Genomic DNA, 19,184 nt, shown 5'->3' on the forward strand with positions numbered 1-19,184 from the left:
GACTCACCGCCCCCGGCGGCGTCAGCGGCCGCCGCCGCGCCACCCGCGGGTTCGGGCGACGCGGGCGGCTGGGGCCGGGTTCGGCCGGTCAGGCGCCGACCGATCCGGGCACGTTCGCGGTCGGGCCGTTCGGCTCGGCGTACTCGATCCCGACGAGCTCGCGGCCGCGGTAGACCGCGGTGGTGACGCTGGCCAGTCCGCACTGGCGCCGGTCGGGACGGTGCCACAGGTGCAGCCCCTCCAGGGCTCGCCGGGCGGTCCACACCGGGAGCTGATGGCTGACCAGCACGACGTGCCGCCCGGGATGGGCGTCGCGCCACTCGGCGGCGGCGGCGAGCATCCGCTCGGCGATCTCGGTGTACGGCTCGCCCCACGACGGCCGGAACGGGTTGGCCAGCAGCCGCCACAGGTGCGGGTAGCGCAGAACCGCCGGGCCCGCCTCGAACGGCTTGCCCTCGAAGGCGTTGCGGCTCTCGATCAGCCTCGGGTCGACCTCGACGGGCAGGCCGTGGGCGGCGGCGATGGGTGCGGCCGTCTGCTGCGCGCGGTCCAGAGGGCTCGCGACCACGGCGGCGACGTCCAGCCCGGCGAGGAACTCCGCGGTCACCTTGGCCTGGCGGTGGCCGGTCTCGGACAGCCCGTATCCGGGCAGCCGGCCGTAGAGGACCTTCTCCGGGTTGAAGACCTCCCCATGCCGGACCAGGTGCACCCTGGTCAGCGGGGCCTGCGCGGCCACCGGGGCCCCGCCGGCGCCGCCGGTCGGCGTGACCGGCTCGACGACCGTGGTCGGGGTGCCGCGGGTGCCGGCCGGGCCGAGCGGCCCCTGCTCGGCACCCGGCTCCAGCTCCGCACCCGGCGGCGGCGCGACGCCCGCCGCCGGACCGGCCGCAGCCACCTCTACGGCATGCTCGGCGCCGCTCTGCGGTCCCGGTCCGGGCCCGGTGACCCGGGGCTCAGTCGGCGAGGCGCCCGTCGGCTCGTCGTCCACCGGCTCCTGCGCCGGGCCCGTCACGACCGGCTCCCGCTGGTGGCGGGCACGGGCGCCGGATCGGGCACGGCGGCCGCCGCGCGGGCTGCGGCCGGGGCGGCGGCGGCGATCCGCTCCATCGTGGCGTCGTCGTGGGCGGCCGAGACGAACCACGCCTCGAACGCCGACGGGGGCAGGTAGATCCCCGCGTCGAGCATGCTGTGGAAGAACGCCGCGTAGCGGGCGGCGTTCTGCGCCTGGGCGCCGGCGTAGTCGACGACGGCGGCGGCGTCGGTGAAGAAGAAGCTGAACAGCGAGCCGGCGCTGCTGGGCAGGTGGGCGACGCCCTCCTCGGTGAGCGCCGTCGACACGATGCCGGCGACGTCGGCGGCGCGGGCGTCGACGGTGGCGTAGACGTCGTCGGTGCAGGCCCGCAGGGTGGCCAGCCCCGCCGCGACGGCGATCGGATTACCCGACAGGGTGCCGGCCTGGTAGACGGGGCCGGCGGGCGCGAGCCGTGCCATCACGTCGGCGCGGCCGCCGAACGCCGCCGCCGGCAGGCCCCCGCCCATCACCTTGCCGAAGGTGAACAGGTCCGGCGACCAGTCCTCGATGGCGCCCTCGTTGCCCCACCAGCCGGCCCGGGAGATCCGGAAGCCGGTCATCACCTCGTCGAAGACGAGCAGCGCGCCGTGGACGTCGCACAGCCGGCGCAGCCCGGCGTTGAAGCCGGGCAGCGGTGGGACGACTCCCATGTTGGCCGCGGCGGCCTCGGTGATCACTGCGGCGATCGTGTCACCGCGCTCGGCGAAGACGGCCTCGACCAGGGCGAGGTCGTTGTAGGGCAGGACGATGGTGTCGGCGGTCGCGGCGCCGGTCACGCCGGGAGTGTCGGGTAGCCCGAGGGTGGCCACCCCGGAGCCGGCGGCGGCGAGCAGGGCGTCGACGTGCCCGTGGTAGCAGCCGGCGAACTTGATGACCGTGGACCGGCCGGTGAAGCCCCGGGCCAGCCGCACGGCGCTCATCGTCGCCTCCGTGCCCGAGTTGACCAGCCGAACCTTCTCGACCGGACCGACCCGCTCCACGATCAGCTCGGCGAGCTCCACCTCGCCCGGCGTCGGCGTGCCGAAGCTGGTGCCGGCGGACACCGCCCGGGACACCGCCTCGACGACGGCGGGATGGGCATGGCCGAGGATCATCGGCCCCCAGGAGCAGACCAGGTCGACGTAAGTACGCCCGTCCGCGTCCGTGAGATACGGACCGTCGCCGGACACCATGAAGCGCGGGGTGCCGCCGACGGCCCGAAAGGCGCGGACCGGGGAGTTGACTCCACCGGGAACGACACGCTCGGCGCGCCGGAACAGCTCTTCGGAGGCCGGCGCGGCAGAGGGAACCACCATGCCCACGATCCTCGCAGGTCCACTCGGCCACCCGCGCTCCGCGTGGCCAGCGGCACGCCTGCCGCCACCCGTCGGCGCGCCGGTGGAGCGCCGCCGGTGGACGGGGGTTTGCCCCGGCCGCCCACCGGCGGCGGCCTGTGCGCCGGACCCCGGCCGGCTGACGGCGCGGATTGCGCCCGGCAGCGGCTCCGAGGTCACCGTCCGTAACAGTTGTCGCGGGTGGTTTTCGGCACGAGTGCCGCGCCCGGGACGGTGGCGGAGAGGATGACGGCGTTGTCCTGATAGTGCCCGCTGCATCCGCCACGCGCTCACTCCCGAACGGATGATCGATAGGCGAGGCTGGCCTAGCCGGGGGTCCCCCGACCGGCGGTTCGCCGCAGCAGCGGACTTTCCCGCCGCCCCTCGCCGCGGATGGCCCGTTCGGGCGTGAGGACTCTCACGTCAACCGTACGTTTCATCCGCGCCTCCCCCAACCAGGCGAGAGCCGGCAGAACTGAGCGTGGCCCGGCCGGCGTGGCCCGGCCGCCCGCCCCGACCGAGCCACGCCGACCCCGTCACCTGCCGGGGCTCACGGTGCGGCGCGGGCCCTCTCGCCTACGGATGGGGCGTCGTCCCGCCCGGGGCGGGGCAGCAGGAGCAGCGCGACCACCCCGGCCACCGCCATCAGGACCACCGGCAGCAGGAGCGTCTGGCGGAACGCCGCGACCACGTCGCCGGCCATGGCCGCGCCGACGTCGCCGGACAGGTCGCCGCCCGCGGCCACCCCGGCCCGGCTCGCGAGACTGGACGCCAGCAGCACCGAGGTCAACGCGGTGCCGATCGAGACGGCGGCCTGGTTGATGATGTTCAACAGGGTGCTGCCGGTGGGGGTGTCCCGGTCGGGCAGGTGGCGCAGGGCCGTCGTGATCGTCGGCATGATCGTCGCTCCGGTTCCGATCCCGGTCACCGCCATCGACGTCAGCAGCTGCCAGTACGGCGTGTCCGCGTCGAGCAGGAGCAGGCTGGTCAGCAGGCCGGCGGTCGCCACGACGATCCCCGCCCCAACGACGCGTGCAGGCGGGACCCGGTCGACCAGGCGGCTCGCGACCTGCAACGACAGGCCGGTGGCCAGGGCCTGCGGGATGGCCAGCAGCCCGGTCGCCGCCGGGCTCTGCCCCCGGACGAGCTGCCAGTACAGCGGCAGGATGAACATCGAGCCGAAGTAGGCCGCCGCGAACAGGCCCAGTGTCCCGGCTCCGGAGGCGAGGGCGCGCCGGCCCAGCAGGCGCACCTCGACGAGCGGGGGGCGCGTGCGCAGCCGCAGCGCCCGCGCCACGAACGCGGCGCACAGCCCGAGGCCGAGCAGCGCCGGGACCAGCACGGCCGCCGAGACGAGGGTGCCGCGCCGGCCGCTTTCGGCCAGCCCGTACACGATGCCGGCCAGCCCCGGCCCGATCAGCGCGAGCCCCGGGACGTCGAGCCGCTCGCGGCGGCCGTCGGGCGCGTCACGCGGCAGCAGCCACAGCGCCAGCGGCACGGCCAGTAGCGCGATCGGCACGTTGATCAGGAAGATCCACCGCCAGGAGTACCCGACGAGCCAGCCGCCGAGCGTCGGCCCCGCGAGCGGGCCGACGAGCACGGGCAGGCCGAACACGCCCATCGTGCGGCCGCGGGACTCGGACGGGGCGCTGCGCATCGCGATCGTCATCGCGATCGGGTTGACCAGGCCGCCGCCGAGGCCCTGCAGCACGCGGAAGGCGATGAGCGAGCCGATGTTCCACGCCAGGCCCGCCAGCAGCGAACCCAGCCCGAACAGGGCCAGGGCGATGATGTAGACGCGCCGGGTGCCGAGCCGGGAGGCCAGCCACGCCGTCATCGGCACCGCGACCGCGAGCGCCAGAGTGTAGCCGGTGGTCACCCACTGGATCACCGAAAGTGGGGCGTGCAGGTCCCGGGAGAGGCTGCGAATCGCGACGTTGGTGATCGTGACGTCGAGGACGACCATCAGCCCGCCGAGCACCAGCACGCCAAGCGTGAGGCGGGTCTGCCGGTCAGGTCCGGCGGACGGCCCGGGAGTCGCCGGCCCGGCGACGGCTCCGGCGGCCCCGGACGCGGGTGCTCCGGACGCGGGTGGGGTGGATCCGGGATCGGGAGTGCCGGCCCGGGGTTGCGGCGCGACGGGACGGTCTGGAGCGATGATCGGCGAGCTGCCTGCCATCTCGGTCCTCCTCGGCCCGGGACGTGCGGTGGAATCTCCACCGCACCCCGGCTGCCAACCACTCTCGAACTTCAAGTCGACATGAAGTCAAGGCAGCCCGGCGCCCCGGCGAACGGGACACTCCGGACGGGCCGGCCGGCGGTCGCTCCCGTCAGGGCGGCGAACCGGTGGCGTCGCCGCGCGGCGTTACCAGATCCGGCTGGCCCGCGCGGACGAGGTCGAGCCGCTGTCGAGCCGCTGCGGGCCGTCGAGGACGGCGACGTGCCCTGGAACGGCCCGTACTACCGCCGCCACGGCTTTCGCGATCTCTCCCCCGCCGAGTGGACGCCGGCAATGGGGACGATCCGCGCCCGGGAAGCCCGGCACGGCCTGCGGGTCGACGCCCGGGTGTTCATGCGCCGAGACCTCCGCGGCCCCGCCTCCCCGGCCATCAGCGACAGCCTGCCGGGGCCGCAGGGCGCCGTCGCTGTGATCGGGCCAGGAGCGTTGCGACAGCCAGCCGAACAGCTTCCGGGCCGCCCAATAGGCTGTGCCGTAGGACATTCGCACGGTCACCGGTCGGCGTCGCCCTCGCGGCCGGGCCGTGACACGGCGGCCGGCGCCGAGCCGGCGTGGACCCTCAACCCGGGAGAGCAACGCGTGGCAGACCTCGACTCCGGCGACTCCGACGGCCGCGACGACTCCGGCGACCGCGACGCCGGGTCCGGGCCCGACCGTCCGGCCGGCACCGCCGGGGCGGCGCTGCGGACCGACCAGCCGCACTCGGCCCGGATGTACGACTACTACCTGGGCGGCAAGGACAACTTCCAGGCGGACCGGGACGCGGCCGAGCAGGCCATCATCGCCTTCCCGAACGCGCGCACCGCCGCCCGGCAGAACCGCGCCTTCATGACCCGGGCGACCCGGTTCCTCGCCGGCGAGGTCGGCATCCGCCAGTTCCTCGACATCGGCACCGGCATCCCCACCTCGCCCAACCTGCACGAGGTCGCCCAGGGCCTCGCGCCACAGTCCCGGGTCGTGTACGCCGACAACGACCCGATCGTCCTCGCCCACGCCCGCGCCCTGCTCACCAGCACGCCCCAGGGCCGCACCGCCTACCTCGACGCCGACCTGCGCGACGTGGAACGCATCCTGGCCGCCCCCGAGCTGCGCGAGACCCTGGACCTCACGCAGCCGGTGGCACTGTCGCTCATCGCGGTCCTGCCGTTCCTCGGCGACGGCGACGATCCCTACGGCGTCGTCGGCCGCCTCGTCGATGTCCTGCCCGCCGGCAGCTACCTGACGCTGAGCCACTCGACCGCCGACTTCGACCCGGCCATCGAGCGGATCGCCGCGACGTACCGCGCCCAGGGCATCACGGCACAGCCGCGCGACCACACCCAGATCGAACGGTTCTTCGCCGGCCTGGAGCTGGTCGAGCCCGGCGTGCGGCCGCTGCACCGCTGGCGCCCGGACGGCACGGCCGGCATGGCCGGCGCAGACGGCGGGGGACTGACCGACGCCGAGGTCAGCGTCTATGCCGGTGTGGCCCGCAAGCCGTAGTCGAGCCGGGCCACTCCCGGCGGCCGTGACGGGGATGGGCGCGTAGGATTTCCCTGTGTCGACGGCACATGTCACCGCCGAGGCGGCGAGCCCCCGGATGATGCTGATGTCCATGCCATCCGGCCTTTTCCGCGCGTCCTGACAGACCACCGATGAGGCCCCGACGGAGCCTCATCAGCGAGGTTGCGCACCGGGGCGGGAGGATCCGAAACCGATGGGTCGCTACTTCGTGACGACGGCCATCCCGTACGTCAACGGCAAGCCGCACGTGGGGCACGCGCTGGAGCTGGTCGAGACCGATGCTTTCGCCCGGCATCTGCGGGCACGCGGTGACGAGGTCCGCTGCCAGACCGGCACCGACGACAACGCGCTGAAGAACGTACAGGGCGCCGAGGCCGAGGGAATCACGCCCACGGAATACGTCGAGCGGGTGGCCGCCCGGTTCATCTCCCTGCGCGAGCCACTGGATCTCTCCTTCGACGACTTCATCAAGACCAGCTCCGACCCGCGGCACCGGCCCGGCGTGGAGAAGCTGTGGGCGGCCTGCGCCGAACGCGGCGACTTCTACCGCAAGAGCTACGCGGGCCTGTACTGCGTCGGCTGCGAGTTGTTCTACGCCCCCGACGAGCTGGTCGACGGCCGCTGCCCCGAGCACGGGACCGTGCCGGACCTCGTCGAGGAGAGCAACTGGTTCTTCCGGCTGAGCCGCTATTCCGACCAGTTGCACGAGCTCATCTCCAGCGACCGGCTGCGCATCGAGCCGGCCACCCGCAAGCGCGAGGTGCTGTCGTTCATCGAGGCCGGCCTGGAGGACTTCAGCGCCTCCCGGAGCATGGCCCGGGCGCGCGGCTGGGGCATTCCGGTGCCCGGCGATCCCGACCAGGTCATCTACGTCTGGTTCGACGCGCTGGGCAACTACATCACCGCTCCCGGGTACGGTACCAACGACGCCAGCTTCCAGTACTGGTGGAATGACAGCGACGCCCGCGTCCACGTCATCGGCAAGGGCATCATCCGCTTCCACGCCGTCTACTGGCCGGCGATGCTGCTCTCCGCCGGCGTGCGCCTGCCCGACACCATCTTCGTGCACGAGTACCTCACCGCCGACGGCCAGAAGATTTCCAAGTCGGCCGGGAACGCGGAGGACCCGGCGGACATCGTCGCCGCGTACAACACCGACGCGCTGCGGTGGTGGATGCTGCGCGACGTCGCCCGCAGCGGCGACACCGACTACACCACCGAGCGGCTGCTCACCCGGGCGAACGAGGACCTCGCGAACAACATCGGCAACCTGGTCAACCGGACCGTGTCGATGGTCAAGCGCTACCGGGACGGAGTGATCCCACCCGTCGCGGCGGACAACGCGGGGGCCGCGGCGCTGCGGGCGGCCCGGGAGCAGGCCCCGGCGACGATCGACGCGGCGTTCACCGCGTTCGACTTCCGCCGCGCGGCCGAGGCCGTCACGGCGATCGGCAACGAGGGCAACCGCTACGTCGAGGCCGCGCGCCCCTGGGATCTCGCCAAGGCCGAGCGCAAGGAGGACGCGGCCCCGGCCGCCCTCGACGCCGTGCTCGCCGAGCTGGTCGCCACCTGCCGGGAGCTCGCGACGCATCTCGTCCCGTTCCTGCCCGACGCGGCGGCGCGCATCGCCGCCCAGTGCGGCGACGGCGGCCCCCGGGTCGCCGACCCCGCCCCGGTGTTCCCCCGCCTGGAGGCGCCGGCCTGAACGGCGCGGGTCAGCCACGCGGCCGGTCATCCGGGGTCATCCCAGCCTGTCTGCGAGCCTCGGCCGGCCGAGGCTCGCGCTGCGGCTGCGGAGGCCGGCCGGCCTAGAATCGCGCCGCGACGGGGGCCGGCCGCGTGGATGGCAACGCTACGGGGCCGGCCGGCGGCAGCGGGGTGAACCGCCGTAGCCGCAGGCTGTTCGTCACGACGAACACCGAGCTGAACGCCATCGCCGCACCGGCGATCATCGGGTTGAGCAGGCCGGCCGCGGCCAGCGGGAGCGCCGCCACGTTGTAGGCGAAGGCCCAGAACAGGTTCCCCCGGATCGTGCGCAGGGTGGCCCGGGACAGCCGGATGGCGTCGGCCACCAGCCGCGGGTCGGCGTTGACCAGGGTCAGATCGGACGCCTCGATCGCCGCGTCGGTCCCGCCGCCCATCGCCAGGCCCAGGTCGGCCTGGGCGAGCGCGGCGGCGTCGTTCACCCCGTCGCCGACCATCGCCACGACCCGGCCCTCGTCCTGCAACCGACGGACCGTCGCCACCTTCTCCTCGGGCAGGACCTCGGCGATCACGTCCTCGGGCGCGATCCCGACCTCGGCCGCGACCGCGCGGGCCACGGGTCCCGCGTCCCCGGTCAGCAGGACCGGATGCAGGCCGAGCCGGCGTAGGGCGACGACCGCCTCGGCGGCGGTGGGCTTGACCGTGTCGGCGACGCTGACCAGCCCGCGCGCGGCGCCGTCCCAGCCGACGACGACCGCGGTGCGCCCGGCGTCGCGCTCCCGGGCCAGCGCGTCGGCGAGCTCCGCCGGCAGCTCGGCGAACAGGCGGGGCCGGCCGACGACGACCGACCGGCCCTCGACGGTGCCGCGCACCCCGAGCCCGGCGTCGTTGGCGAAGTCCGTCACCGGCGGCAACGGGCCGGCGGCCGCGGCCCGGGCGGCATCCGCGATGGCCCGGGCGATGGGATGCTCGCTGGCGTCCTCGGCCGCACCGGCGAGGCGGAGCACGTCGGCGGCGCTCTCCCCCGGCGCCGGGTGGACGGCGGCGGTCCGCATCCGGCCGGTGGTCACCGTGCCGGTCTTGTCGAGCAGCACGGTCTGCACCCGCCGCGTCGATTCGAGGACCTCCGGGCCACGGATGAGGATGCCGAGCTGCGCGCCCCGCCCCGTGCCGACGAGCAGGGCCGTCGGGGTGGCCAGGCCCAGCGCGCACGGGCAGGCGATGATCAGAACGGCGACCGCGGCGGTGAACGCGTCCGTCGCCGGCTGCCCGGCGGCGAGCCAGGCGCCCAGGGTGACCAGCGCGGCAGTGATCACGACCGGGACGAAGACCGCCGAGATCCGGTCGGCCAGCCGCTGGACGCGCGCCTTGCCGCTCTGCGCCTGCTCGACGAGCCGCGCGATGCGGGCGAGCTGCGTGTCGGCCCCGACCCGGGTGGCCTGCACGACGAGGCGGCCGCCCGCGTTCACGGTCGCGCCGACCACCGGGTCCCCCGGCCCGACCTCCACCGGCACCGACTCGCCGGTGACCATGCTGGCGTCGACCGCGGAGACCCCGTCGAGCACGACCCCGTCGGTCGCGATCTTCTCGCCGGGACGGACGACGAACTCGTCGCCGATGCGCAGCTCGTCGACCGGGATCCGCATCTCGACCCGCAGGCCCTCGGGCCCGGACCCCGGGCGACGCACCGTCACGTCCTTCGCGCCGAGGTGCAGCAGAGCCCGCAGCGCCGCGCCGGAGCGGCGCCGGGCGCGCAGCTCGAGAAACCGCCCGGCGAGCAGGAACACCGTGACCCCGGCGGCCACCTCCAGGTAGATCGCGGTGGCGGCGCCGTCCGCGTGCCCGCCGGCGCCGTGGGACATCTCGCCGCCGCCGGTGCCGGTGCCGGTGCCGACGTCGGACAGGCCGCCGGTGAGCGAGAACGAGTGTCGCATCCCCGGGTCGCCCGCCCCGCCGAGGATCAGCGCGTAGAGCGACCACACGAAGGCCGCGAGCGTGCCGAGAGAGACCAGGGTGTCCATCGTGGCCGCACCGTGCCGGGCGCCCCGGGCGGCCGCGGCGTGGAACGGCCGGCCGCCCCAGAGGACGACCGGTGTCGCCAGCACCAGGCTGACCCACTGCCAGTAGTCGAACTGCCAGGCGGGCACCATCGCGAGCACGAGCACCGGCAGGGCCAGCAGCGCCGAAACGGTCAGGCGCCGGCGCATCGCCCGCAGGTCCGCGCCGCCCTGCCCCGCCTCCTCGCCGTCGGCGCCCGCTGCCTCGCCGTCGGCGACCACCGCGCCGTCCGGCCCCGCGGTGGGCGCGCCGCCCGGCGCGGCGGACGGGCGCGCCGCGGCGGGCAGGCGCGCCGTGTAGCCGGCGGCCTGCACAGCCTCGATCAGATCGTCGACCGTCACGGGGCTGAGGCCGGCCGCGCCGGCCGGGTCCGGCCCGGCGAGGGTGACGGTCGCCTTCTCGGTGGCGTAGTTCACCGACGCGCTGACGCCCTCGATCCGGTTGAGCTTGCGTTCCACCCGCGCCGCGCAGGACGAGCAGGTCATGCCGCCGATCGCGAGCTCGAGCCGGGCCGGCTCACCGGCCTCGATCCCGACGTTCGTCACGTGAGGTCCCTCCCCCGGTCCCGCCGCGCCCTACCGCGCAGGCGTCAGGCCCGACCGACCAGCTCGTACCCGGCCTCCGCCACGGCCTCGCGGACCGCGCCGTCCGCCAGCGCCCCGTCACTCACCACCGTGACCCGGCCGCCCGCGAGATCCACCGCGACGCTGGACACCTCGGGCAGCCGCTCCAGCTCCTCGGTCACCGAGCGGGCGCAGTGCTCGCAGGTCATCCCGGTCACGGTGTAGGCGGTTGCGGTCATCGCAGTCCTCGTCTCCTCAGCCACTGTCCACAGGCCGGACGGGCCCGCCCGGCAGCCCGAAGATACCCCTCCCCCGTATAGTGCACAACTACCCCCTGGGGGTATCTGCGAGACGGCGACGGATGTCACGGGGACAGATGTGGACGCGGACCCTCAACCACTGGCCGTGGGGCTCCGCCCCCGCCACGCCTCCCGAGCGCTCCCGCCCGTCGGCCGCGGCAAGGACCGCCGCCCGACCTGCGCCGCCCGGTAACGCCCCTGACCAGCCGACGAGCATCGGCGGTCCGGAGTGGGGTAATCCCCCGGACGGGGGATGACGGCCCGGCGGCCGGCGAGAACGCAGGGGGTGCGCGCCCCGGCGAACCGCGGCTTGCGCCGGCCGCCCGCGTCTGGCCGGTCGAGGCGACCACCCGGCGCCACCATCGACGCACACCGGACAAGCCTCACATCACCGCACGGACCCTCAGGGCCCGGCACCATCCGGCCACACGCCCCCGCCAGCCCGATCTTCGAACGCCCCGGCTATCCGGAGCCCTCAGCGGGCGTTTCGTCCCTCCGGACAAGCAGGAGACCGCCGCGCTTCCTTGCCTGTCCGAAGGGTTCCGTGGGCGCTTTATCCCTCCGGACAGGCGGGAGGGAGGCCGCCGGGATGCCTTGGCTGTCCACAGGGGATTCGGGGGCGAGGTGGCCCTGTGGATGGGCGGGTCGGCGGGTGGGTCAGCGGGTGGGTCAGCGGGTGGGTCAGCGGGTGGGTCAGCGGGCGGCGGCCAGGCCGCGGGCGACCTCGACGGCCCAGTAGGTGAGGATGATGTCGGCGCCGGCGCGGGAGATCGCGGTGAGCGTCTCGGCGATGGCCCGGTCCCGGTCGATCCACCCCGCCGCGGCGGCGGCCTCGACCATCGCGTACTCGCCGGACACCTGGTAGGCGGCGACGGGCACGTCCACGGTGTCCGCGACCGCGCGCAGCACGTCCAGATAGGCCAGCGCCGGCTTGACCATCACCGCGTCGGCGCCCTCGGCGAGATCCAACGCCACCTCGCGCAGCGCCTCGGTCGCCGAGCGTGCCGGGTCCTGCTGGTAGCCGGTGCGGTCGCCGAACTGGGGGGCGCACTCGGCCGCCTCGCGGAACGGGCCGTAGAACGCCGAGGCGTACTTCGCCGAGTAGGCCAGGATCGGCAGGTCGGTGAAGCCCTCGGCGTCCAGCGCCGCCCGGATCGCGCCGACCTGGCCGTCCATCATCCCGCTCGGCGCGACGACCTCGGCGCCGGCCCGGGCCTGCGCCACGGCGATCGAGGCGTAGCGCGCCAGGGTGGCGTCGTTGTCGACCTCGCCGGCGTCGGTCAGCAGGCCGCAGTGCCCGTGGTCGGTGTACTCGTCCAGGCACAGGTCGGTCATCAGCACGATGTCCCCGCCGACCTCGGCGACCAGGTCGGCCAGCGCGAGCTGGACGATCCCGGCGGGGTCGTCGGCGGCCGAGCCGCGGGCGTCCTTCGCCGCCGGCACGCCGAACAGGATCAACCCGCCGACCCCGGCCTCGACCGCCTCGACGGCGGCCCCCCGCAGCGAGGAGCGGGTGTGCTGGACGACACCGGGCATCGAGGTCAGGGGGACCGGCCGGTCCACGCCTTCCTTGACGAACAGCGGCAGGACCAGATCCGCGGGGTGTAGCCGCACGTTCGACACCAGCCGGCGCAGGGCGGGCGAGCGGCGCAGCCGGCGGGGGCGCACCGCCGGAAACCCGGCGGGCAGCCGACCGCCCGGACCCGTGCCCCCCGCGCCCCAGCTCCCGCTACCCGCGGCCTGCGCTCCCGGTATCCCGTTCAACAGCCACGCACCTCCCGACGACGGCTGGCCCTACCTGACGCTACCCACTGCGCCGTCCCGGCGGGACAAATCACCCGCCCGCTGCTTTCGGCTGGGCGGGGAAGACCGGCCTGGCCACTGCGAGCCGCGGCGTTGACCGCGGCAGACGCAGCGACAAGGCGGGGCAAGGCGGGAAGCCCGGCTTACCGCCTTGAGCCGCGGCGCGGCTTGGGCAGGCGGGCCGCGAGCGGACCGATCTTGCCCAGCTCCTCACGGTGCTCGGCGGCGAACTCGGCGAGCGCCCCGACCAGCGCCGGGATGGACGCCTCCGGCGCCTGCACGTCGACGCGCAGCCCGAGCTCCTGGGCGGTCGCCGCGGTGGCGGGCCCGATCACGGCGATCACCGTGGTCTCGTGCGGCTTGCCGGCGATGCCGACGAGGTTGCGCACGGTGGACGAGGAGGTGAACACGACTGCGTCGACCCGGCCGCCCTTGAGCGCCTCGCGGATGGGGGCGGGCGGCGGGGCGGCACGGACCGTGCGGTAGGCGGTCACGTCGTCGACCTGCCAGCCGCGATCCTTCAGGCCGGCGACCAGCGTCTCGGTGGCGATGTCGGCCCGCGGCAGCAGCACCCGGTCGAGCAGGTCGAGCGACTCGTCGTACTCCGGCCAGTCCTCCAGCAGGCCCTCGCTGGACTGCTGCCCGGAGGGGACGAGGTCGGGACGGATACCGAAGGCGCGCAGGGCGTCGGCTGTCGCCTCCCCGATCGCCGCCACCTTGACCCCGGCGAAGGCACGGGCGTCCAGGCTGCGCTCCTCGACCTTCTCCTGCACCGCGCGCACGGCGTTGACGGAGGTGAAGGCGACCCACTGGTAGCGCCCGGAGACCAGCCCGGTGATCGCGCGCTCCATCGGGGCGGCGGTCCGCGGCGGCTCGACGGCGATCGTCGGCACCTCCAGCGGGCTCGCGCCGTGCGAGCGAAGCAGGTCGGACAGGATCGCCGCCTGCTCCTTGGTCCGCGGCACCAGCACCGTCCAGCCGAACAGCGCCCGGGTCTCCCACCAGGACAGCTTCGCCCGGGTGGCGACGACGGCGCCGACGGAGAGCACGACCTGGGTGATGGGCGTGGGGGTGGCGGTCAGCAGCGGCGCGACGTCGGCCTCGACCCGGTCGAGGGTCGACGTGACGGTGCGCTGATCGGTGGTGGTGCCGTCCACGGTCACCGCGATCGGGGTGTCCCCGGGGCGGCCGTGCTCCACCAGGGCCGCCGCGACCTTGCCGACCTCGGTCGGCGCCGCGGTGACCACGAGCGTGCCGGGCGTCTGGGCGAGCGCGGCCCAGTCGACGTCGCCGGGCGAGGGAACCGGCGCCCCGAACCCGCCGAACCCACCGGGGCTGCCCAGGCCCAGCGGCGGCCCGAAACCGCCGCCCAGCCCGCCGCCGAGGCCACCACCCAGCCCGGTCATCGGACGGGCGCCGAGTCGGCCGGCGCCGAAGGGCGGCCCGGTCAGCGGCCCGACGGGCTCGCCCGTGCCGAACGGCGACGGCGCCGGGAGCGTCCCCGACGAGGAGAAGACGCCGGACGTGCTGGCAAAGGTGATCGGCGAACCGGGCGCGACGCCTGCGTAGGTGGCCACCGCGGCGCCGGTGAGGATCCCGGGCACCACCCGGTAAGGGATCTTGGCTTTCGCGAGCGCCTGGGCATCGGCGGCGCCGATGCGGGTCAGCCACGGATCCGACCCGTAGAGCCGGACGACCTTGTCCCCGGCGCGAGCCCGGCTGACCACCGCGGCAGTCGCCGCCTCGGCGTCGCGGACCGGCTTGGACGCCTCCAGGTCCCCGATGCGCAGCACCTCGGCGGAGAGGTTCTCCACGACCGCAGGGGCGACGTCGGGGTCGGCGACGACGAGGTCGGCCGAGGACAGGGTCTCGACCGCGAGGACGGTCAGCAGGCCCGGGTCACGGGGGCCGGCACCCACGAGTGCGACCGGGGAGACAGGCTTCTTCGTGCGTCGGGTGGCCATGCTCAGCGAATTCCCATCAGCGAGTGTGCTCCGGCGGACAGCAGGTTGTCCGCGAGGCGCTGCCCGAGCGCCTCCGGGTCGACGGCGGACCCGGCCACGTCACGCCGGAGGACGGTGCTGCCATCCGGCGCGGCGACGACCGCCCGCAGGCGCAGTCGACCCGCGGGGGACGCATCGCCGGCCGGTGCCACAGTGCCGACGGCCGCCGCCGGCGCAGGCTCTGCCACTGCCAAAGCGCCGACCGGGGCGGTGCATCCGGCCTCGATCCCAGCGAGAAACGCGCGTTCCGCTCTGACCGCGACGGACGACGATGCGTCATCGAGCACAAACCGTAGCAGCTCGGCAAGGCCGCCATCGACCGGCTGACCATGATCTGACCGCGTTTGGCCACCGGTCTGTCCCACATACGGACCCCGGCCCCGCCCATCGCGCACGCCATCCCCGCCCGCAGTGTCCCCGACGGCGCCATCCCCAACCCCGGTGGCGACCAGCGCGCGGGCCGGTCCGGCCAGCCTGAGCCCGGCCTCTCCGGCGCACTCGACCGCCAGCGCGCCCTGGCCGGGCGCCGGCAGCATGACCTCGGGTTCGAGGATCTCCGTGACGGCGTCCAGACGGTCCAGACGCGCCAGTCCCGCGTACGCCAGCACGACGGCGTCGACCTCGCCGTCGATGGCCTTCTTCAGCCGGGTGTCGACGTTGCCGCGAATCGCGACCACGTCGAGCCCGAGCCCGAGCGCCCGAAGCTGGGCCGCGCGGCGCGGGGAGCCGGTCGCGACCCGGGTGCCCGGTCCGAGCTCGGCGAGCCCCCGCCCGCTGGGCGAGACGAGCACGTCCCGGGTGTCCTCCCGGGTCGGGACGGCGGCGAGCACGAGGCCGGGCGGGGTGGCCGTCGGCAGGTCCTTCAGGGAGTGCACGGCCAGGTCGATCTCGCCGGCCAGCAGGGCGTCGCGCAACGCGCTGACGAACACGCCGGTCCCGCCGATCTGGCTAATCTCCGCGGACGACCGGTCACCCGCGGTTACAATCGGGATGAGGTCGACCGCGCAGCCCACCCTCTCCCGCAGCTGCGCGGCGATCATCCCGGACTGGGCCATGGCCAGCGCGGAGCGGCGCGTCCCCAGCCGTAGCCGGCGACCCGCGAACCGGGCTCGCAACGTCGCGCCCCGGGCCGTCGCATCGGTCTCGGTGCTGGTCGGCTCCATCGCCGTCACGAACGCTCCACAAGATCAAGGTCAGGCGCGGACACCACGGCGGGCACCTCGCGCGGAAGATCGAACAGTTCCCGCAGGGCCTCGGCGTAGGAATCGCCTCCGGGCGCCCCGGCCAGCTGCTGCACCCGCACGGTCGGGGCGTGCAGCAGCTTGTCGACGACGCGGCGGACCGCGCCCTCCACCAACTCCCACTCCCGATCGTCGAGGTCGGGCAGGCGGGAGTGCAACCGGGCCAGCTCGCCGTGCACGACGGAGTCGGCGTGCGCGCGCAGGGCGACCACGGTCGGCGCGACCCGGCCCGCACGGCGGCGGTCGAGGAAGCCCGCGACCTCGGTGGAAACCAGCGCGCGGACCGCCTCCACGTCGTGCGCCACCTGGGCGCCGTCGAGGGCGACCCGCAGCGCCTCCAGGTCGATCAGGCTCACCCCGGGCAGGGCGCGCACGCCCGGGTCGATGTCGTGCGGCAGGGCCAGGTCGAGGAACACCAGCGGTCGCCCGCCGCGCCCGGGCAGCGCGGCGGCGACCAGGTCGTGCTCGACGACGAGACCGGTGGCGCCGGTCGAGGAGATCACCAGATCGGCCATGAGGATCTCGTGCGGGAGGTCGGCCAGGCTGACGGCCCGGCCGCCGTGCATCTCGGCGACCCGGGCCGCCCTGGCCGGGGTACGGTTCGCGATCACGATCTCCGCGGCGCCGGCCCGGCGGGCGGTCTGCGCCGCCAGCGATCCGACCGCGCCGGCGCCGATGAGCAGGACCCGGGCACCGGCCAGCGGCGGCGGCTCGGCCACGGGCGCGGCGAGCACCGCGGCGCCGCCGAGCTCGCCGGCGGCCCCGCCCGGCGGCGCGACCGGCACGGCCGGCACCTCGCTGAGGATCCCGAGGCTGGAGGCGGCCAGCCGGATGCCCACCGCGACGATCGAGGCGCCGGCGGCATCGATCGACGTCTCGGAGTGGGCCCGTTTGCCGACCCGCAGCGCCGCCTGGAACAGCCCGGACAGCGCGCTGCCCGCGACCCCGGCCGCCTGTCCGGCCCGGAAGGCACCGCGCACCTGCCCGAGGATCTGCGACTCGCCGACGAGCATCGAGTCCAGCCCGCAGACCACCGAGAACAGGTGACCGACCGCGCGGGCGTCGTGGTGGACGTACAGATGTCCGGCCAGATCACCGAGGTCGATCCCGCAGATCCGGCTGAGCTGGTCGGAGATGTCGGCCACGCCGCCGTGGAAGGTCTCGACGTCGGCGTAGATCTCGGTCCGGTTGCAGGTCGAGAGCACGACCGCCTCGGTGACGTGCGCCGCGTCGGCGAGATCGTGCAGAACCTTCGGGGTGTCGTCGCCGGACACCGACGCCTGCTCGAGCAGTGAGGTCGGGGCGGTCCGGTGGTTGAGCCCCACCACCAGCAGGCTCACGACACCCCACCCCCCGCCGGACCCTCCGCGAGCCCCCCTGCCAGACCCCGCTGACGGCCGCCCGCGAGCAGCTCGTTCGCGCCCGGCGGGGTGCCGCGGGTCGGCGGGGACGGCTCACCGGCATGCGCCCAGTGCGGTGCCGGCTGCCCGGACCGGCTGTCCCGGACCGGCCCGACCTGACGAACCGCCTGCGTCGGCCGCGTCTGTCCGGCTTGATGAGTCACCCGCACGACCCCATCCGTCTCGGTCCTCACCTTGTCTGTTCGGGGCGTTGCCCCGTCCGTGCCCGTCGTCCCGCCCGCGGCGAGGGACGTCTCGCCGACGTGCGCCGGGACCTCACCCGCCGGCGCCTCACCGGCCACGCGCCCGTCGGCCGCAGGCCCATCGGCCGGCAGCTCCGGCACCGGTCGCGCCTCGAGCGGCGGATCCGACGCGGGCGGCACCTGCCGGGCCCGGTCGGGCCATGCGCTCCGCGGCGACGCCCCATCGGGGGCCGCCGCGGCGTCAGGGCCGGCCGGCATCGCCCCGTTGGGCGATGCCTCGCGCGGCGCGGAGGGACGCTTCCGTGCCTCATGGAACGAAAGGATCTGAAGTTCCACGGCGAGGTCGACCTTACGCACGTCTACCCCTTCCGGCACCGACAGCACCGTGGGGGCGAAGTTGAGAATGCTTGTGACCCCCGTGGCGACCAGCCGGTCACACACCTGTTGCGCCGCGGCGGCCGGGGTGCAGATCACGCCGATCGTGACCGCGCATTCGGCGATGACCCGCTCCAGCTCGTCAACGGGGCGGACGATCACCTCACCGACCCGTTCGCCGACCCGGTCCGGATCCGCGTCGACCAGAGCCACGATACGGAAACCACGGGCGTGGAAACCTCCGTAGCCGGCCAGGGCGTGACCGAGGTTGCCGACGCCGACGAGCACCACCGAGCGGTCCTCGGTGAGGCCGAGCTTCGCGGCGATGCAGTCGAGCAGGACGTCGACCTCGTAACCGACGCCCCGCGTCCCGTAGGAACCGAGATGCGACAGGTCCTTGCGGACCTTCGCGGGGGTAACACCGGCGGCGGCGGCCAGGGTGTCCGAAGACACAGTGTGAACCCCGCCCTCCGCGAGCGTGGTCAGTACCCGGAGATAGAGCGGCAGCCGGGCCACCGTGGCCTCCGGCACCGCGGAGCGGCCGGGAAGCGGTTCACTGCGGGCTCGTCGCCGGATCACCGCTGGGCGACGCCGGGGCTGGCTCATCCGCGGCTCCGATCTGTGGGCGCGCGTCGCCGCCCGGAGCTGTGCGCCCGAATCCGTGGCCCCGCCGACCCCCCGCATGCGGTTGCCGGCGCCACAAGTCGGCTGTCGACGGGCAGTGTACGACTTCGTGAAGGGATTCACGAAGTGCCGGGGAGAGCCCGACCTGCGGATCAGCGACCCCCGCCGGGACGCAAGGACCACCGGCGTCCGGCCAGCGCCCGCCGTAGCCGTTCCTCCTCTACCCGCCAGTAACCGTGTTCCCGGCCGTCGACCAGGATGACCGGCACCCGGTCGCCGTACTCGTCGGCCAACCGCGGATCGGCATCGACGTCCGCCTCGCGCCACCCGACCCTCTCCTGCTCCGCCACCCGCGCGATCGCGGCCCGCGCGGTGTCGCACAGATGACAGCCCGCCCGGGTGAGCAGGGTGATCCGGGCGCTCCCCCCGCCGGGTTGCGCCGGTCCCGACCCCTCGTCGTCCATCTCCCGATGGTAAGTCCGCCGCGCGGCGCCTTCCGGTGGTCCGACCTGGCCGGGACCGGCACGGCCACGATCTACGACTGCCGCGCGTTCGTCTTGCGGCTACACTCAGCTACCTGCGCCCTCACGTGCACCGGGCCTGCCGGCCCGTCCTGTCGCGACTGCATCCTCCGGAGCCGGGCTGTGACCGACTGCACGCTCGCCGACCTCGCCGCCGGCCTCGCCGCGGTGCGGCGCGGTCCGGGCGCGTGGGCGCGGCCGCCGGTCCCCCTGCTGCCCACCCGCCCGCGGATCCGCGCCACCCTGAGCCGGTTCTGCCTGGG

At 74.8% G+C, this 19,184-nt stretch carries 13 protein-coding genes; 2 read left to right on the forward strand and 11 right to left on the reverse strand.

Annotated features, from left to right (window positions below; genetic code table 11):
• Window positions 1-88 precede the first annotated feature (88 nt).
• The 3 genes from FRAQA3DRAFT_RS18680 to FRAQA3DRAFT_RS18690 form a co-directional block, all read right to left on the reverse strand.
• A complete protein-coding gene (locus FRAQA3DRAFT_RS18680; protein ID WP_198287189.1) occupies window positions 89-736 on the reverse strand; it encodes a histidine phosphatase family protein in 648 nt (215 codons plus the stop codon).
• Window positions 737-1,008: 272 nt separating this feature from the next.
• Window positions 1,009-2,367, reverse strand: coding sequence for a glutamate-1-semialdehyde 2,1-aminomutase (gene hemL / locus FRAQA3DRAFT_RS18685; RefSeq protein WP_009740609.1), 1,359 nt, complete (start codon window positions 2,365-2,367; stop codon window positions 1,009-1,011).
• A gap of 568 nt (window positions 2,368-2,935) precedes the next feature.
• On the reverse strand, window positions 2,936-4,564 hold the full coding sequence (locus tag FRAQA3DRAFT_RS18690; protein WP_009740610.1) for a DHA2 family efflux MFS transporter permease subunit: 1,629 nt from the start codon (window positions 4,562-4,564) through the stop codon (window positions 2,936-2,938).
• Window positions 4,565-5,335: 771 nt separating this feature from the next.
• Between FRAQA3DRAFT_RS18690 and FRAQA3DRAFT_RS18700 the strand changes: the two genes are divergently transcribed.
• Both FRAQA3DRAFT_RS18700 and FRAQA3DRAFT_RS18705 read left to right on the forward strand, forming a co-directional pair.
• Entirely contained in the window at window positions 5,336-6,106 is a 771-nt protein-coding gene (locus FRAQA3DRAFT_RS18700; protein ID WP_369809467.1) for an SAM-dependent methyltransferase, read from the forward strand.
• Between the two features lie 214 nt (window positions 6,107-6,320).
• The gene (locus tag FRAQA3DRAFT_RS18705) at window positions 6,321-7,832 is read left to right on the forward strand and encodes a methionine--tRNA ligase (RefSeq protein ID WP_009740612.1); all 1,512 of its coding nucleotides are present in this window, start codon (window positions 6,321-6,323) and stop codon (window positions 7,830-7,832) included.
• A gap of 103 nt (window positions 7,833-7,935) precedes the next feature.
• Here the strand turns inward: FRAQA3DRAFT_RS18705 and FRAQA3DRAFT_RS18710 are convergent, their stop codons facing one another.
• The 8 genes from FRAQA3DRAFT_RS18710 to FRAQA3DRAFT_RS18745 all read right to left on the reverse strand — a co-directional run bounded on the left by FRAQA3DRAFT_RS18710 (window position 7,936) and on the right by FRAQA3DRAFT_RS18745 (window position 18,864).
• Complete coding sequence (locus FRAQA3DRAFT_RS18710) at window positions 7,936-10,374, reverse strand: cation-translocating P-type ATPase (protein ID WP_232292139.1); 2,439 nt, start codon at window positions 10,372-10,374, stop codon at window positions 7,936-7,938.
• 104 nt (window positions 10,375-10,478) lie between these two features.
• On the reverse strand, window positions 10,479-10,691 hold the full coding sequence (locus tag FRAQA3DRAFT_RS18715; RefSeq protein WP_009740614.1) for a heavy-metal-associated domain-containing protein: 213 nt from the start codon (window positions 10,689-10,691) through the stop codon (window positions 10,479-10,481).
• 753 nt (window positions 10,692-11,444) lie between these two features.
• A complete protein-coding gene (gene hemB / locus FRAQA3DRAFT_RS18720) occupies window positions 11,445-12,506 on the reverse strand; it encodes a porphobilinogen synthase (protein WP_369809468.1) in 1,062 nt (353 codons plus the stop codon).
• A 191-nt stretch (window positions 12,507-12,697) separates the two neighbouring features.
• Complete coding sequence (locus tag FRAQA3DRAFT_RS18725; RefSeq protein ID WP_009740616.1) at window positions 12,698-14,518, reverse strand: uroporphyrinogen-III synthase; 1,821 nt, start codon at window positions 14,516-14,518, stop codon at window positions 12,698-12,700.
• A 2-nt stretch (window positions 14,519-14,520) separates the two neighbouring features.
• A complete protein-coding gene (gene hemC, locus FRAQA3DRAFT_RS18730) occupies window positions 14,521-15,729 on the reverse strand; it encodes a hydroxymethylbilane synthase (RefSeq protein ID WP_009740617.1) in 1,209 nt (402 codons plus the stop codon).
• Entirely contained in the window at window positions 15,726-17,138 is a 1,413-nt protein-coding gene (locus FRAQA3DRAFT_RS18735) for a glutamyl-tRNA reductase (protein WP_009740618.1), read from the reverse strand. Before FRAQA3DRAFT_RS18735 ends, hemC begins: the two co-directional genes overlap by 4 nt.
• Window positions 17,135-18,382: a redox-sensing transcriptional repressor Rex gene (locus FRAQA3DRAFT_RS18740; RefSeq protein ID WP_083873756.1), complete on the reverse strand. Its 1,248-nt coding sequence runs from the start codon at window positions 18,380-18,382 to the stop codon at window positions 17,135-17,137. The genes FRAQA3DRAFT_RS18735 and FRAQA3DRAFT_RS18740 overlap by 4 nt, the downstream gene beginning before the upstream one ends.
• A 170-nt stretch (window positions 18,383-18,552) precedes the next feature.
• The gene (locus tag FRAQA3DRAFT_RS18745) at window positions 18,553-18,864 is read right to left on the reverse strand and encodes a glutaredoxin family protein (RefSeq protein WP_009740620.1); all 312 of its coding nucleotides are present in this window, start codon (window positions 18,862-18,864) and stop codon (window positions 18,553-18,555) included.
• Between the last annotated feature and the right edge of the window lie 320 nt (window positions 18,865-19,184).

The sequence above is a fragment of the Frankia sp. QA3 genome, assembly GCF_000262465.1.
Taxonomy (GTDB): Bacteria; Actinomycetota; Actinomycetes; order Frankiales; family Frankiaceae; genus Frankia.